Consider the following 14,565-nt stretch of genomic DNA (forward strand, 5'->3'; position numbering starts at 1 on the left):
CCGTGGGCTCTGGCGCGCCGAGGCCTATTTCCTCCTGACGGAGGAGCCCTCATGCCCAAAGGCCATGCGCCGCGCGCGATCTTCTGGGTCGCGGTTCTGCTGTTCGCTCTCGCGGCGGCTTTGTCATTGTTCTATCTCCTGTCGCCGCGGGCGACGCTGCGCATCACCACCGGCCCCGCCATGTCGCCCGCCCAGCGCGCGATCTCGACCTTTATTCATGTCGTCTCCGGGACGCATCCTTTTCTCCGCATAGAGGAGGTTCCCGTCGCCGATCTCGAGGCCAGCGCCAAGGCGCTCGAGGACCGAAAAGTCAATCTCGCCGTCGTGCGTACCGATGTCTCGCCGCCCGCCAATGGCCAGACCATCGCCATTCTGCGCCGCGACGTGGTGGCGATCGTCCTGCCGCATGGCTCGCCGATCAAGGACGCCGCCGGGCTCGCCCGTAAGACCATCGCCATTCCCGCCGGCCCGCTGCAGGTGGAAAATCAGCGGGCGCTGGATCAAATTCTCGCCTATTTCGACGTTCCCGCAGCGAGCGTGAAGCGCCTCGTCCTGCCGCTCGGCGAGATTGGAGGAGCGTTGCGCTCGGGCCGCGCGGCGGCGGCGCTGGCGGTCGGGCCGATCGGGCCGGGGCAGGCGGTCGATGTCGTCGCGACGATCGCCAAGGCCATGAAGGGTGCGCCCTCGCTCCTGCCGATGGATCAGGCCGACGCGATCGTGAAGCGCTTTCCCGGCTTCGAATCGGTCGATATTCCCGACGGCGCCTTCAAGGCGCATCCGCCGGTCCCGGACGATACGGTGAAGGGCCTCGCCATCACTTATCGGCTGGTCGCGCCTTTTTCGATGCTGAATGTCGTCGCCGGGGCGGTCGGCCGCTCCATCTTCAAGACCAAGGCCAAGCTCGCCGCCCTCTCGCCCGGCGGCGCGCAGATCGAGGCGCCCGATCTCGACGCCCAGAACCCGCTGCTCCCTGTCCATCCCGGCGTCGCCGCCTATCTCGCGAGCGGCGACCAGAGCTTTTTCGATTCGCTCCAGCAATATTTCTACATCATCGGCATTCCGCTGAGCCTTCTGGGCTCGCTCGTCGCGGTGCTGATCGGCCTGTGGAACAATCGCCGCCTCGTCGAGGATCAGAACCGCGTCTTCCGCCTGCTGAGCCTCGCCGACGAGGCGCTCGCGGCCGATGGCGCGGGCCTCGAGCGAATAGAGAAGGAGTTCCGCGAGATCGTCGCCGATTGCGTGAACAAGCTGGCCGAGGGCGAGGCGGGGGCGGATCAATATCCGGTGTCCTCGCTCGCCATCGACCATGCGCGGCGCTCGATCGAGCACAGGAAGGACGGTTTACGGGCGGGGTGACCTCTGCTCCGCCGGCTGTAGAATGCGGTCGCTTCGTTTCATGCAGAGGATTTCGCGCATGCCATCGCCCTCCCGTGTTTTTTCCTGCGCCTGCGGGCGCGTGCGCTGCGAGGCGCTCGGCGAGCCCATCGTCAGCGCCGTTTGTTATTGCTCGGATTGTCAGGAGGGCGGCCGCCGGATCGAGGCGCTTCCCTACGCGCACCGCCTGCGCGATGCGGATGGCGGCACACCCTATCTCACCTTTCGCGACGACCGCTTTCGCTGCCTCGCGGGCGAGGAGGCGCTCGAGGATCATAGGCTGAAGCCGGATTCACCCACCCGCAGGGTCGTCGCCTCCTGCTGCAATACGGGCATGTTCCTGAAATTCGATCCCGGCTTCTGGGTCTCGACCTATCGGCTGAGATATGAAGGCGATCTCCCCCCGATCGAGATGCGAACGAAGATCGAGCGCCGCCGTTCGGATTTGCCGCTGCCGCAGGACGCGCCGAGCTATCGCGGCTTTCCGCTGCGGCTCATCGGCCGGCTGATCGCGACGCGGCTCGCCATGGCCTTCGGGCGCTAGAGCGCTTTCCGATCGAACGGAATCGTTCGATCGATCAGAATTCGCTCCAACGAAAGAAAGCTAGAGCGCTATCCGATCCGATTGGATCGGATAGCGCTCTAGGGAATGACGCAGGCGCGGCCGCGGGCGTGAAACCATTCCCGATCCGCGCTATGTTGTCGCGGGGGAGGCGCGTCGGCAGCCGAGGCGCGACAAAAGATCGGGGAAAACTCGGGTGATCGAGGACCATCGCGAAGCGTCCGGCCGCAGGCGGTTGAATGCGACACTCATCGATTTGATCGTTCGGCTGGGCGCGCTCGGCGCGCTCGCCTATTGGTCCTTCCTGCTGGTGAGGCCCTTCGTCACCATCGTGACCTGGAGCGCCATTCTCGCCGTGGCGCTCTATCCCATATTCGAATGGACGGCGGCCTGGCTCGGCGGAAGACGGCGGCTGGCGGCCGCGGTCATCACTTTTATCGGCCTGCTCTTCGTCATCGGGCCGGCGACCTGGCTCGGCCTCGGCGTCGTCGACGGCCTGCGCACGCTGGCCGATCGCATCGACGCCGGCGGCGTCTGGGTGCCGCCGCCGCCCGAGGCGCTGCGCTCCTGGCCCTTCATCGGCCAGTCGGCCTATGATTTCTGGGAGCTCGCCTCCACCAATCTGCGCAGCGCGCTGGAGCAGGCGCTGCCGCAGCTCAAGCCCTATGGCGAAATCGCGCTCGACGCGACGAAGAACGCCGGCGCCGGCGTCTTCAAATTCCTGATATCGGTGATCATCGCCGGATTTTTGTTCGCGCCCGGCCCGGCGCTGGTGCGCGCCATCAAGAGCGCGGTGACGCGCATCGATTCGAAGCGCGCCGAGCATTTCGTGGAGCTCTCGGGCTCGACGATCCGCACCGTCTCGCGCGGCGTCATCGGCGTGTCGCTGCTGCAGGCGGCGATCGGCGGCCTCGGCCTGCAGCTCGCCGGCGCGCCCGGCGCGAGCCTGCTGACGCTGTGCATATTGGTGCTGGCGATCGTCCAGATCGGGCCGCTGCTCGTCGTGGTGCCCTCGATCCTCTGGGCCTGGACCGAGATGAACACGCTGCCGGCCTTTCTCCTCACCTGCTGCATGTTGACGGTGACGCTGGTCGACAATGTGCTGAAGCCCATCGTCATCGCGCGCGGGCTCACGACGCCGCTGCTGGTCATCATCGTCGGCGTCATCGGCGGCGTGCTGGTGCATGGAATCATCGGCCTCTTCGTCGGCCCGGTGGTGCTCGCCGTCGCCTGGGAGCTCTTGAGCGCCTGGGCGGGGGAGAGTGTCGGGGGCCGACTCGTCCCGACGGCGCAGGCCGCCGCCGTCGCCGAGCCGTGCGCGATCGAGCCGCCGGCGGCGACCGGCCCGGTCGCTCACGCGCCGGAGCGCTGAAGCGCGCCGGAGAGCGAAAGCCCCGGTTCACAAATCGGCCGTACTCGATTAGGGTCCGGCGCGGATTTGCGCGTCTCGGCTTCGATCCCATATTGATGAGCGCCCGCTTCGTAAGCGGGCCTTTCGCTATACGAGGCCCGCAACGGCCTCTGAAGAAGGAACCACATGGCCAAGGAAGAACTGTTGGAGTTTCCCGGAGTCGTCACCGAGCTGCTGCCCAGCGCGATGTTTCGGGTCAAGCTCGAGAACGAGCACGAGATCATCGCCCATACGGCCGGAAAGATGCGTAAAAACCGCATCCGCGTGCTCACCGGGGACAAGGTTCTCGTGGAGATGACGCCCTATGACCTCACCAAAGGGCGGATTACCTATCGTTTCAAATAATTTCGATTTATGGCGGAGCCGATCGTCTTGACGTCTCACCCGACCGATACGCGGCCCAAGCTGGTGCTGGCCTCGGCCTCGCCCCGCAGGCTCGAGCTGCTCCAGCAGATCGGCCTCGACGCCGACGCTCTGCTGCCGACCGACATAGACGAGACTCCGCAGCGCAACGAGCTGCCGCGCAGTCTCGCCCAGCGCCTCGCCGGCGAGAAGGCCGCCGCCGCCATCAAGATCAGGGCCTATCAGCCCCAGCTCGAGGGCAGCTTCGTGCTGGCCGCCGACACTGTGGTGGCGGTGGGACGGCGAATCCTGCCCAAATGCGAGGACATAGAGCAGGCCGAGGATTGCCTGCGCCTGCTCTCGGGCCGTCAGCACCGGGTTTTTACCGGCGTCACGCTGATCACCCCGCGCGGGGCCGAGCGTCGCCGCCTCGTCGAATCGCGCTTGCGCTTCAAGCGCCTCTCCTCGACCGAGATCGACGCCTATCTCGCTTCCGGCGAATGGCGCGGCAAGGCCGGCGGCTATGCGATTCAGGGGCTTGCGGGCGCTTTCGTGGTGCGGCTCATCGGCTCTTATTCGGCTGTCGTCGGGCTGCCGCTCTATGAGACGGCCTCGCTGCTCGCCGGCGAGGGCTATCCGGTGCTGACGCCTTGGTTCGAGCGGGCGTGAGGCTCATCCGCCGATATAGACGCGCTCATAGCGGCGGCCGAGCCGAGTCAATATCTCATAGCCGATCGTCCCGCAGCGCTCCGCCAGCTCGTCGACGCCGATCGTCTCGCCCAGGAGCTCCGCCGTCTGGCCGCGATAGACCGCGTCCTCTCGGATGTCGGTGATATCCAGCATGACGAAATCCATCGACACGCGCCCGACGATCGGGCAGCGCCGTCCGGCGAGGATCGCCTCCGGGGCGGGGCGGCCGGAGCCGGCGACCGCGGCCGGAAATCCGTCCCCATAGCCGAGGCCGAGCGTCGCCAGCCGGGTCGGCCGCGCCGCCGTCCACACGCCGTCATAGCCGACGCTCTCGCCCGCCTCGATCCAGCGCGTCGCGAGGATGGGGGCCTCGAGCCGCGCCACGCTCCGCATCGGATTGGGCGAGCCGGGCGTCGGATTGCCGCCATAGAGGGCGTAGCCGGGCCGCAGCAGATCGTAATGCGGCTTCTGCGCGAGGAAAATTCCCGAGGAATTGCACAAGGACGCCGGCACGCCGGGGAAGGCGCGCCGCGCCTCCTCGAAAGCGGCGATCTGCCTTGCGTTGCGCGGATCGTCGTCCCATTGCGCGCAGACGAAATGGCTCATCGCCAGAGTGAGGTCGACATCCTGCGCCGCCACGGCCGCGGCCGCGGCGTCGCGCAGCGAAAGTCCCAGCCGATTCATGCCGGTGTCGAATTGCAGCGCGGCCGGGAGACGGCGGCCGATGGAGCGGCCGAAAGCCGCCCATTCGCGAATTTCTTCGAGCGAGGCGAGAACCGGCCGCAGGCGCGCGGCCGCGAGCGTGCGGGCGCCGCCGCTCGGCAGGCCCTCCAGCACATAAACGATGGCGCGCGGAGCGACGGCGCGAATGCGCTCGCCTTCCCCCGCGGCGGCGACGAAAAACGTGCGGCAGCCGGCGGCGGCCAGCGCCCGCACGGCGGGTTCGGCGCCCAGGCCATAGGCGTCGGCCTTGACGACGGCCGCGCATTCGCTCGCGCTCGCATGCGCGGCGAGTTGCCGCCAATTGGCGACGAGGGCGGAAAGATCAATGGTGAGAGTCGTCCTCGCGCGCGCCTCGGCGGGGGCGGTCTCGTTCACGGGCGCTCGGGCCGATCGGTCGAATCTCATGACGAAATATATTCTAGCGCCGGAGCATGGCGTTCGCATGGCCAATCGCATGCGCCATGCTCCGACGTCATTAATTTTGCCGATCAGAGCGTCGATCGGTCAGCGGCGGGGCGCGGCGCCCGGCTCGACGAGCTGCCGTGGGCTCGGCGTTCCCAGCCGAGCGGCGGAGTCGGGGCGCGGAGTCGGGGTTCCGAGCCGGACGGTCGGATCGGGCCGCGGCGCGCCGAGCGAGATGCGAACGAGGTCCGCGACGCTCTTGACCCGCATCTTGGTCATGATGTGGGAGCGGTGCGTCTCGACCGTGCGGGCGCTGATGCCGAGCTCATGGGCGATGACCTTGTTGAGCTTGCCCTCGACGAGGCCGGCCAGCACGTCGTTCTCGCGGTTGGTGAGCGTCGCGAGCCGGCCGGGAGTGGTCCGCGCGCGGCCCCGATAGGCCCGGTGGTCGATGCGGCGGGTCAGCGCCTGCTGCACCGAGGCGAGCAGCTTCGCCTCATTGACGGGCAGCTCGAGCAGATCGAACGCCCCTTCCTTCATCACCTGTATCGCGCCCCGAACATTGGCCTGCGCGGTCATGACGATGATCGGCAATTCGATCCGCCGCGCCTTGGCGTCTCTGAGCAATTCGATCCCGATCATCTCGGGCATGTCGACATAGATGATGACGCAGCCGCGGCTGTCGGTCTCGACGGCTTCGAAGAAGCGTCCTGCGTCGTCATGGAGGCGGAGATGGTAGTCCGCCTTGTCCAGCGCGCTCGTCAAAGACGAACGAATGATGGGGTCGACGTTCAAGATATGGATGGTTTCACTGTAATTCATAGATCGCTCGCGAGATGAGTTGACGAAAAAGTCATTGGACGAGACCAGCGAACTCCCGCCGCCGACAAAATAGTCGACGGTCCGACGTTACGACGAAAACGACGCTACTCCGAGAACCGACACGACATGGACTCGCTATGAAGACGCAGACCGACCTCGACGCTCACGCTATTCTACGCGTCCGCAGCCGGTGGAGAAAAAGCCGGCTCCGAACGACGATGCGCCGGCTGGTCCCGGGCAACGTCGGTGGCCGCATGTTAACAGATCGTAACGCGCACGCCATGTTTTTCGACTCGAATCCTACGCATCGGCCCATTGATTGCGCCGGGAGCTTCGACGCGTTACGTAAGTCATGCGTCCTATCGCCGCGATACGAGACGGCGGCCGCGCCGCGACGACGGCTGCGGCTATAGTCTGGAACGCGTGTTGCAGCCGCGCCGCGATTGAACTATCAGTCCAGCCGAGCCTGGAGCGGAGAGAAAACATCATGGCCGACGCCGATCCCGTGAGCGAGAGCCTCGCCGCCGCGCGGCCGCTCTCCCCTCATCTTTCGATCTACAAGCCGATCTTCACGATGGCGATGTCGATCGCGCATCGCATCACCGGAGCGGCGCTCTATGTGGGCGCGCTTCTGCTGGCGCTCTATCTGCTGGGGCTCGCGCTCGGGCCGTCCGCCTTCGGCGCCGTGTCCTGGATCGTGGATTCCCTCATTGGCCGCGTCTTCGTGCTGCTGTTCAGCTGGGCGCTGTTTCATCATCTGCTCGGCGGCGTGCGTCATGCGATATGGGACCGCGGCCTCTATCTCGATCGCGAGGGCCGCGAGCTGCTCGCCAAGGCGACATTGGGCGGCGGATTGGCGTTGACGGCGCTGTTGTGGATCGCATCCTCGCTCTTGGGCTAGCCGGTCGCCGCCATCTCGCACGCTCCTCGACGAGCGGTCCTGTCGAACAAGGTCAATGGAGAAACGGATATGTCGAGCTCGACGTTCCAGAGCGGCCGCAGCGGCAAGGGAGACGCCTTCGTCTCCGACCGCTCGGGCTCGCTGCATGCGCTGGCCATGCGCCACAGCGCCAGAGCGCTCGCCCCGCTGGCGCTGATCGCGATTTGGCATATCGTCGGCTTGGTCGGCAAATCTTATGAGGCCGCGCGCGCCGAGATCGGCCGGCCGTTGCCGGCGATTGCGCTCATCGCCTTCATCGTCGTCGTCGCCTATCATGCGCGGCTCGGCGTGGAGAATATCATCGAGGATTACGTTCACGACAAATCGCTCAAAGCGACGGCGCTGCTCATCAACAAATGGCTGGTGATCGCGATCGCGGCGGTCTGGACGCTCGCCATCATGCTCATCGCCGCGCCGCGCTGACAGCGGCTCGGGCGCTCTTTCGACGAGGATTTGGAATGGCTGCGAACGGCAAGACGACGGTGAATATCGGGGGCAGGGCCTATCCGATCGTCGATCATACATTCGACGTCGTCGTCGTCGGCGCTGGCGGCGCGGGATTGCGCGCCGTCGTCGGCTGCGCCAAGGCGGGATTGAAAGCCGCCTGCATCACAAAAGTATTTCCGACGCGTTCGCATACTGTCGCAGCGCAGGGCGGCGTGGCCGCGGCGCTGGCCAATATGGGGCCGGACGATTGGAAATGGCACATGTACGACACGGTCAAGGGCTCCGACTGGCTCGGAGACCAGGACGCGATCGAATATCTGTGCCGCAACGCCCCGCAAGCCGTCTATGAGCTCGAGCATTGGGGCGTGCCCTTCTCGCGCACCGAGGATGGACGCATCTATCAGCGGCCCTTCGGCGGAATGACGACGGATTACGGCAGAGGCCCGCCGGCGCAGCGCACTTGCGCCGCCGCCGACCGCACCGGCCATGCGATGCTGCATACGCTCTATGGCCAGGCGCTGCGTCACGACACGGAGTTCTTCGTCGAATATTTCGCCATCGATCTCATCGTCGATGCGGAAGGCGCCGTGCGCGGCGTCGTGTGTCTGAAGCTCGATGACGGCACGATCCATCGTTTCCGCGCCGCGCTCACCGTGCTGGCGACGGGCGGCTATGGCCGCACCTATCTCTCCGCGACGTCGGCGCATACTTGCACGGGCGACGGCGGCGGCATGGCGCTGCGCGCCGGCCTGCCGTTGCAGGATATGGAATTCGTGCAATTCCATCCGACCGGCATTTATGGCGCGGGCTGTCTCATCACCGAGGGCGCGCGCGGCGAGGGTGGATATCTCACCAATAGCGAGGGCGAGCGCTTCATGGAGCGCTATGCGCCTTCGGTGAAGGATCTCGCGCCGCGCGACATGGTCTCGCGCGCGATGACGGTGGAAATTCGCGAGGGCCGCGGCGTCGGCAAATCGAAGGATCACATCCATCTGCATCTCGAGCATTTGGACCCTGCGATCCTGCACGAGCGCCTGCCGGGCATTTCCGAGAGCGCGAAGATTTTCGCCGGCGTCGATGTGACGCGCGAGCCCATTCCGGTGCTGCCGACCGTGCATTACAACATGGGCGGCATACCGACGAATTTTCACGGCGAGGCGCTGCGCCGCATCGGCGACAACCCGGATGTGGTGGTGCCGGGCCTGATGGCGATCGGCGAGGCCGCTTGCGTCTCCGTGCATGGCGCCAATCGCCTCGGCTCCAATTCGCTCGTCGACCTCGTGGTCTTCGGCCGGGCCGCCGGCCAGCGCGCCGCCGAACTGGTGAAGCCCGGTCAGGCGCAGCCGGAGCTTCCTGCCGATTCCGCCGAGCTCGCTCTGTCACGCCTCGATGCGCGCCGCTTCGCCGCGGGCTCGATCGCGACCGCCGATCTGCGGCTCGAGATGCAGCGCGTGATGCAATCGCATTGCGCCGTCTATCGCGCCGGCGAGGTGCTGGAGGAAGGATCGCAGGCGATCCATGCGGTGTGGAAGAAGAGCGACGACGTCAAGGTTTCGGACCGCTCGCTGATCTGGAACTCCGATCTCGTCGAGACGCTGGAATATGACAATCTCATCGTGCAGGCGGTGGTGACGATGGATTCGGCGAAGAACCGCACCGAATCCCGCGGCGCTCACGCCCGCGAGGATTTTCCGAACCGCGACGACGCCGATTGGATGAAGCACACGCTCTCGACGATCGACGAGGCGGGCAAGAGCGTGGCGATCGACTACCGGCCGGTGCATAGCTACACGCTGTCGAATGAGGTGGCTTATATAGAGCCGAAAGCGCGGGTGTATTGAGGGGCGCCTCGGGGCGGGGGCAATTCGTTCGGGATCGAGAGGGAGCGGCATGAACGCGATCACCATCCGAACCATCAGCGCGGAAGCAATCGCCCGTATCGAGGAACTGGCGGCGCTGCATCATCGCAGCGTCGAAGAGGAGGCGGCTGCAATTCTCGAGACGGTGGTTGCGGATCGCGTGGCGCGTCTCGCAGCCATCGACCGCATCGCCTCTATGACGCCGAAAGGCGTGGCCCAGAGCGACAGCACAGCTCTCATCCGGGAGGCGCGCGATCAGTGGTGATCATCGACGCGAGTGTCGCGGTAAAATGGTATGTCGCCGAAGCTCAGCACATGCAAGCGCGTGAGATTCTGGCGGCGGCCAATGACCTGCTCGCTGCGCCGGATTTGATTCTCACCGAGGTCGCAAATGCGCTCCGGCGAAAGGTCTCGGAAGGAACCGCGACGCGCGAGCAAGCGCTCGAAGCATTGGAAGACCTCCCGCGCAGCTTTTCTCTGCTTGTCCCTTCCAGCGCCACTTTGCGCGCCGCGTTCGACATAGCCCTCGACCTCGGTCACCCCTTTCCTGATTGCGTCTATCTCGCCTGCGCGGCTATGAACGACGCGAGATTGGTGACGGACGATCGCAAATTTCTGGAAAAGGCCGTCGCAAACGGGCACAAGAGCCGCATCGTCCTCCTCGCGGAGTGGAAACCGCGAGGGCCGCGCGGCGAGATCGCGAGCTGAAGACAATGGTCGAATTCGTCCTTCCCAAATCCTCCCGCCCTGTCGAGGGCAAGGTCTGGCCTAGCCCCGAGAGCGCGAGGCTCAAGGAGTTCCGCATCTATCGCTTCGATCCGGATGAGGCGTCCAATCCGCGTATAGACACGTATTTCGTCGATCTCGACGATTGCGGGCCCATGGTTCTCGACGCGATCATCTGGATCAAGAACAATATCGATCCGACGCTGACCTTCCGCCGCTCCTGCCGCGAGGGCATTTGCGGCTCCTGCGCCATGAATATCGACGGGCTCAACACGCTCGCCTGCACCAAGGGCATGGACGAGATCGAGGGCGCGATAAAGCTCTATCCGCTGCCGCATATGCCGGTGGTGAAAGATCTCGTCCCGGACCTCGCCGATTTCTACGCCCAGCACGCCGCGATCGAGCCCTGGCTGCAGACGGTGACGCCGGAGCCTCAGAAGGAATGGCTGCAGGCGCCCGACGATCGCCGCAAGCTGGATGGGCTCTATGAGTGCATTCTCTGCGCCTGCTGCTCCACATCCTGCCCGAGCTATTGGTGGAATCGGGATCGATTCCTGGGCCCGGCCGCGCTGTTGCAGGCCTATCGCTGGGTGGTGGACAGCCGCGACGAGGCGACAGCCGAGCGCGTCGCCTATGTCGACGACGCTTTCCGCCTCTATCGCTGCCATACGATTCTGAACTGCTCCAACGCCTGTCCGAAGAGCCTGCTGCCCGGCACGGCCATCGCCGAGCTCAAAAATCTGGCGATCGCGCAAACGACGGGCGAGTGAAGCGGAGCCGGCGCCGCAATGGCGCCGGGTTTGTCTCACAGTCTTCGCCGCAGATTCGCCGGAACTTGTCTTTTTCCCGGCGTGGGGGCATTTTGGAGCCCGATGCTTGAGGAGTAGCCGCCATGCGATTGCGCCCGCTTCTTCTGGTCGCCGCTATTTTCGCCTTTTCGTCTGCGCTTCCGCTCTCCGCGGGAGCGGAGGATACGCTCGACCCGAGCCGGCTGGACATGTCCGCCGCCGGAGCCGCCAAGGCGAAGCCGAAGAAAAACAAACAGCAGCAGGCCACGGCCGGCCAGGCTGCCGCGCCCGGCAAGCCGCCGGCCAAGGCCGAGAACCGCCAATTCGGCGAGCTCGAGGGCTGGTCGCCGGGCAAGTCTCCGCCCAAAAAGGAAAAGAAGGACGACGAGACGCCGCGTTTCGGCGGCCGCGCGCCGGTGAGCATGGGCTCGGGCGGCAATATGGCGGTCGGAATGCCCTTCTGATGTCGAGCCCCGGCGCGGAGTCGGGCTCGTTCGCGAACCAGATGCGAAGCCGTCTCCGGGCCGCCTTCGGCCCGCGGGATTGCTTCGCCTGTTCGATTCTCCCGTCTCGACAAAAGGCGCGCCCGCCGTCATAAGCGGGCCGAAAAGGAGTTCGCAACCATGGGTTACAAGGTCGCCGTCGCGGGCGCCACGGGCAATGTGGGCCGCGAAATGCTCGACATTCTGGCGGAGCGCCGCTTTCCGGTCTCGGAAGTCGTCGCGCTCGCCTCGTCGCGCTCCATCGGGACGGAAGTGTCCTTCGGCGACAAGATCCTCAAATGCCGCCATCTCGACACTTACGACTTCTCCGACACGGACATCTGCCTGATGTCGGCCGGCGGCGACGTCGCGCGCGAATGGGCTCCGCGCATCGGCGCGCAGGGCTGCGTCGTCATCGACAACAGCTCCGCTTGGCGCATGGACCCGGATGTTCCGCTCGTCGTGCCGGAGGTCAACGCCGATGCGGCGGCCGGCTTCCGCAAGAAGCACATCATCGCCAATCCCAATTGCTCGACGGCGCAGCTCGTCGTGGCGCTGAAGCCCTTGCATGACGCCGCCAAGATCAAGCGCGTCGTCGTCTCGACCTATCAATCGGTCTCGGGCGCCGGCAAGGAGGGCATGGACGAGCTGTTCTCGCAGACGCGCTCGGTCTTCGTCTCCGATCCGATGGAATCGAAGAAATTCCCCAAGCGCATCGCCTTCAACCTCATTCCGCAGATCGACGTCTTCATGGAGGACGGCTTCACCAAGGAAGAGTGGAAGATGGTGGTGGAGACGAAGAAGATTCTGGACCCGAAGATCAAGCTCGTCGCCACTTGCGTGCGCGTGCCGGTGTTCATCGGCCATAGCGAGGCGATCAACATCGAGTTCGAGAATCCATTGTCGCCCGACGAGGCGCGCGACATTCTGCGCGCGGCGCCGGGCGTGCTCGTCATCGACAAGCTCGAGCCCGGCGGCTACATTACGCCGCATGAAGCGGCGGGCGAGGACGCGACCTATGTTTCGCGTATTCGCGACGATCCGACTGTCGAGAACGGTCTGGTTCTGTGGTGCGTCTCCGACAATCTGCGCAAAGGCGCGGCGCTGAACGCGGTGCAGATCGCCGAAGTGCTGGCCAATCGCAAGCTCATCACGCCGAAGCAGAAGGCGGCGTGAACGCGCGGCTCCTGCGCGGGACGAGAGTGGGAACCGCAATCTTCGAGGCGACGGCGGCGGGCGCGAGCGACCGCGTCGCCTCGTCGACGCTGTGGAAGAGCCGCCCTTCGCCGAGCGTGCTCATCACGCCGAAACGCGTCAGCGCCTCACGCGCGCGCACGGATTCGAGCCGCGCTATGGCGAAGTCCGCGCCCGCAGCGCGGCAATCCTCGATCGCCTGCCGCAATATGCGCGCCGCCGTGTAATCGATCTCGACGATATTGCTCGCCTCCAGCACGACGAGCGTCGGCTTTTCCGCCTCGATCGCCTCGCGCAAATCGCTCTGGAAACCATAGGCGTTGAGAAAAGACAGCGGCGCTTGAAAGGCCGCGACCAGCACGCCTTCCAATCGCTCGCCGCAAGGCTCGTCCCCGACGGGCGAGCTGGGCCACCACACCGAGCTTCCCGGCACGCGCGCGAAAGTGATGAGGCGCGCGCGCGTCGTCGTCCATACGCCATGCAGCAGCGACGCCAGAATGGAGAGCGACACGCCGGTCTGCACGGGCAGCGCGACGACGGCGGCCATGGTCAGCGCCACCAGCGCGAATTCGCCGCGCGTTTTTGAATAAATGTCGCGCATCACTTGCAGGCGGAAGATGCGCGCAGCGATGAACAGCAGCACCCCGGCGAGCGCGGCGTTGGGCACATGCTCGAGCAGCGCGGCGCCGAACAGCAGCAGAGCCGCGATGACCAGCGCGGCGACGATGGAGGAGAGCTGCGAGCGCCCGCCGGTCGCCGAAACGATCGCCGTGCGCGGCGGCGAGGCGTCGACGGCGAAAGCGCCGACGAGCCCAGCCAGCAGACAGCCGGCGCCGACGCCGAAATAATCGCGATCGACATCCGGCGCGCGGTCTTCCTCATTGGGAAAGGAGCGCGAGGTCGCCGCCGTCTGCACCATGATCACCATGGCGATGATGATGGCGAGACCGACGATTTGCGGAATATCGGCGGGCGCGATCTCGGGAAAGCGCGGATGCGGAAACTCCGTCGAGACCTTGCCGAGCACGGCGACGCCGTGATCCTCGAGATGAAAATAGCGGACGGCGAAGGCTGCGCCAACGAGCGCGATCAGCGCGCCCGGCAGCTTGGGGCTGATCTTCTCCCCGATGATGATGGTCGCGAGCGAACCGAGGCCGATGGCGATGGCGGCTGGATCGGCCTCGCGCCAATGCTTCGCCATTTCGGCGACGCGATAGAATTCGCTGCCTTCGACGCTGGGTAGGCCGAGCAGCGCGGGAAGCTGCGAGATCAGAATGTGAATCGATATGCCGGCGAGAAAGCCGGTCGTCACCGGAACGGAGAGGAGATCGGCGACCCATCCGGCGCGCAGCAGAAAGCCGAGAATGAGTATGCCGCCGACGAGCAGCGCGAGAAAGGAGGCGAGCGCCATGAATTGCGGCGAGCCGCGCGTCGCCAACAGGGCGAGCGCGCCGGCGAAGATCGGAGCGATCGTCGAATCCGCGCCGGAGGAGAGAAAGCGATTGGAGCCGAAGGCGGCGAAGGCGAGCGAGCCCGCGAGAAAGGCGAAAAAGCCGATCTGCGGCGGAAAGCCTGCGAGCCGCGCCGTGGCCATTTGCTCCGGTATGGCGATGGCCGCCAGCGTCAGCCCGGCGGCGAGGTCGTAGCGCAGCATGGCTTGCGGCAGCGAAGGGAAGAATGGCCAGGAGCGTTGCTGCGGCATGAGGAGTGATCCCAAATCGGGCTACTTCTCATCTAGGGCGCGGCGTTCGAAATGGAATGGCGTGAGCGTCGCGACGAAGCGATCCCGACGGATCGCTTCGC

General features: G+C 65.6%; 16 protein-coding genes. 13 read left to right on the forward strand and 3 right to left on the reverse strand.

Annotation, left to right across the window (positions count from 1 at the left end; genetic code table 11):
- Positions 1-51 precede the first annotated feature (51 nt).
- The 5 genes from IY145_RS16480 to IY145_RS16500 all read left to right on the forward strand — a co-directional run bounded on the left by IY145_RS16480 (position 52) and on the right by IY145_RS16500 (position 4,358).
- On the forward strand, positions 52-1,356 hold the full coding sequence (locus IY145_RS16480; RefSeq protein ID WP_196409206.1) for a TAXI family TRAP transporter solute-binding subunit: 1,305 nt from the start codon (positions 52-54) through the stop codon (positions 1,354-1,356).
- Between the two features lie 58 nt (positions 1,357-1,414).
- On the forward strand, positions 1,415-1,918 hold the full coding sequence (locus IY145_RS16485) for a GFA family protein (protein ID WP_196409207.1): 504 nt from the start codon (positions 1,415-1,417) through the stop codon (positions 1,916-1,918).
- A gap of 214 nt (positions 1,919-2,132) precedes the next feature.
- Positions 2,133-3,308: an AI-2E family transporter gene (locus IY145_RS16490; RefSeq protein WP_196409208.1), complete on the forward strand. Its 1,176-nt coding sequence runs from the start codon at positions 2,133-2,135 to the stop codon at positions 3,306-3,308.
- Positions 3,309-3,473: 165 nt separating this feature from the next.
- Positions 3,474-3,692, forward strand: coding sequence for a translation initiation factor IF-1 (infA, locus tag IY145_RS16495; protein ID WP_018266249.1), 219 nt, complete (start codon positions 3,474-3,476; stop codon positions 3,690-3,692).
- 9 nt (positions 3,693-3,701) lie between these two features.
- Positions 3,702-4,358, forward strand: coding sequence for a Maf-like protein (locus IY145_RS16500; RefSeq protein WP_196409209.1), 657 nt, complete (start codon positions 3,702-3,704; stop codon positions 4,356-4,358).
- 3 nt (positions 4,359-4,361) lie between these two features.
- Here the strand turns inward: IY145_RS16500 and alr are convergent, their stop codons facing one another.
- Positions 4,362-5,507 carry an alanine racemase gene (gene alr / locus IY145_RS16505; protein WP_196409210.1) on the reverse strand — a complete coding sequence of 382 codons (1,146 nt, stop codon included), beginning with the start codon at positions 5,505-5,507 and terminating at the stop codon, positions 4,362-4,364.
- 99 nt (positions 5,508-5,606) lie between these two features.
- Positions 5,607-6,326 (reverse strand): response regulator transcription factor, encoded by a 720-nt coding sequence (locus IY145_RS16510; RefSeq protein WP_196409211.1) that lies wholly within the window; start codon positions 6,324-6,326, stop codon positions 5,607-5,609.
- Positions 6,327-6,813: 487 nt separating this feature from the next.
- Here IY145_RS16510 and sdhC point away from each other — a divergent pair, with 487 nt between their 5' ends.
- The 8 genes from sdhC to IY145_RS16550 all read left to right on the forward strand — a co-directional run bounded on the left by sdhC (position 6,814) and on the right by IY145_RS16550 (position 12,744).
- Positions 6,814-7,227, forward strand: coding sequence for a succinate dehydrogenase, cytochrome b556 subunit (gene sdhC / locus IY145_RS16515; RefSeq protein ID WP_196409212.1), 414 nt, complete (start codon positions 6,814-6,816; stop codon positions 7,225-7,227).
- A gap of 69 nt (positions 7,228-7,296) precedes the next feature.
- A complete protein-coding gene (sdhD, locus tag IY145_RS16520) occupies positions 7,297-7,689 on the forward strand; it encodes a succinate dehydrogenase, hydrophobic membrane anchor protein (RefSeq protein WP_196409213.1) in 393 nt (130 codons plus the stop codon).
- A gap of 35 nt (positions 7,690-7,724) precedes the next feature.
- Entirely contained in the window at positions 7,725-9,554 is a 1,830-nt protein-coding gene (gene sdhA, locus IY145_RS16525; RefSeq protein WP_196409214.1) for a succinate dehydrogenase flavoprotein subunit, read from the forward strand.
- Between the two features lie 49 nt (positions 9,555-9,603).
- Positions 9,604-9,837, forward strand: coding sequence for a FitA-like ribbon-helix-helix domain-containing protein (locus IY145_RS16530; RefSeq protein ID WP_196409215.1), 234 nt, complete (start codon positions 9,604-9,606; stop codon positions 9,835-9,837).
- Complete coding sequence (locus tag IY145_RS16535) at positions 9,831-10,280, forward strand: type II toxin-antitoxin system VapC family toxin (protein ID WP_196409216.1); 450 nt, start codon at positions 9,831-9,833, stop codon at positions 10,278-10,280. The genes IY145_RS16530 and IY145_RS16535 overlap by 7 nt, the downstream gene beginning before the upstream one ends.
- A gap of 5 nt (positions 10,281-10,285) precedes the next feature.
- The gene (locus IY145_RS16540; RefSeq protein ID WP_196409217.1) at positions 10,286-11,068 is read left to right on the forward strand and encodes a succinate dehydrogenase iron-sulfur subunit; all 783 of its coding nucleotides are present in this window, start codon (positions 10,286-10,288) and stop codon (positions 11,066-11,068) included.
- A gap of 122 nt (positions 11,069-11,190) precedes the next feature.
- Positions 11,191-11,550 carry a hypothetical protein gene (locus tag IY145_RS16545; RefSeq protein WP_196409218.1) on the forward strand — a complete coding sequence of 120 codons (360 nt, stop codon included), beginning with the start codon at positions 11,191-11,193 and terminating at the stop codon, positions 11,548-11,550.
- Positions 11,551-11,709: 159 nt separating this feature from the next.
- Positions 11,710-12,744: an aspartate-semialdehyde dehydrogenase gene (locus tag IY145_RS16550; RefSeq protein ID WP_196409219.1), complete on the forward strand. Its 1,035-nt coding sequence runs from the start codon at positions 11,710-11,712 to the stop codon at positions 12,742-12,744.
- Here the strand turns inward: IY145_RS16550 and IY145_RS16555 are convergent.
- On the reverse strand, positions 12,719-14,464 hold the full coding sequence (locus tag IY145_RS16555; protein ID WP_246722070.1) for a SulP family inorganic anion transporter: 1,746 nt from the start codon (positions 14,462-14,464) through the stop codon (positions 12,719-12,721). The genes IY145_RS16550 and IY145_RS16555 overlap by 26 nt on opposite strands.
- Positions 14,465-14,565 lie beyond the last annotated feature (101 nt).

Source organism: Methylosinus sp. H3A, assembly GCF_015709455.1.
Taxonomy (GTDB): Bacteria; Pseudomonadota; Alphaproteobacteria; order Rhizobiales; family Beijerinckiaceae; genus Methylosinus.

What these genes read in the sequence shown, in the direction of transcription:
- IY145_RS16480 (WP_196409206.1), top strand. Translation starts at nt 52, where the DNA reads ATGCCCAAAGGCCATGCGCCGCGCGCGATCTTCTGGGTCGCGGTTCTG.
- IY145_RS16485 (WP_196409207.1), top strand. Translation starts at nt 1,415, where the DNA reads ATGCCATCGCCCTCCCGTGTTTTTTCCTGCGCCTGCGGGCGCGTGCGC.
- infA (WP_018266249.1), top strand. Translation starts at nt 3,474, where the DNA reads ATGGCCAAGGAAGAACTGTTGGAGTTTCCCGGAGTCGTCACCGAGCTG.
- IY145_RS16500 (WP_196409209.1), top strand. Translation starts at nt 3,702, where the DNA reads ATGGCGGAGCCGATCGTCTTGACGTCTCACCCGACCGATACGCGGCCC.
- alr (WP_196409210.1), bottom strand. Translation starts at nt 5,507, where the DNA reads ATGAGATTCGACCGATCGGCCCGAGCGCCCGTGAACGAGACCGCCCCC.
- IY145_RS16510 (WP_196409211.1), bottom strand. Translation starts at nt 6,326, where the DNA reads ATGAATTACAGTGAAACCATCCATATCTTGAACGTCGACCCCATCATT.
- sdhC (WP_196409212.1), top strand. Translation starts at nt 6,814, where the DNA reads ATGGCCGACGCCGATCCCGTGAGCGAGAGCCTCGCCGCCGCGCGGCCG.
- sdhD (WP_196409213.1), top strand. Translation starts at nt 7,297, where the DNA reads ATGTCGAGCTCGACGTTCCAGAGCGGCCGCAGCGGCAAGGGAGACGCC.
- sdhA (WP_196409214.1), top strand. Translation starts at nt 7,725, where the DNA reads ATGGCTGCGAACGGCAAGACGACGGTGAATATCGGGGGCAGGGCCTAT.
- IY145_RS16530 (WP_196409215.1), top strand. Translation starts at nt 9,604, where the DNA reads ATGAACGCGATCACCATCCGAACCATCAGCGCGGAAGCAATCGCCCGT.
- IY145_RS16540 (WP_196409217.1), top strand. Translation starts at nt 10,286, where the DNA reads ATGGTCGAATTCGTCCTTCCCAAATCCTCCCGCCCTGTCGAGGGCAAG.
- IY145_RS16545 (WP_196409218.1), top strand. Translation starts at nt 11,191, where the DNA reads ATGCGATTGCGCCCGCTTCTTCTGGTCGCCGCTATTTTCGCCTTTTCG.
- IY145_RS16550 (WP_196409219.1), top strand. Translation starts at nt 11,710, where the DNA reads ATGGGTTACAAGGTCGCCGTCGCGGGCGCCACGGGCAATGTGGGCCGC.
- IY145_RS16555 (WP_246722070.1), bottom strand. Translation starts at nt 14,464, where the DNA reads ATGCCGCAGCAACGCTCCTGGCCATTCTTCCCTTCGCTGCCGCAAGCC.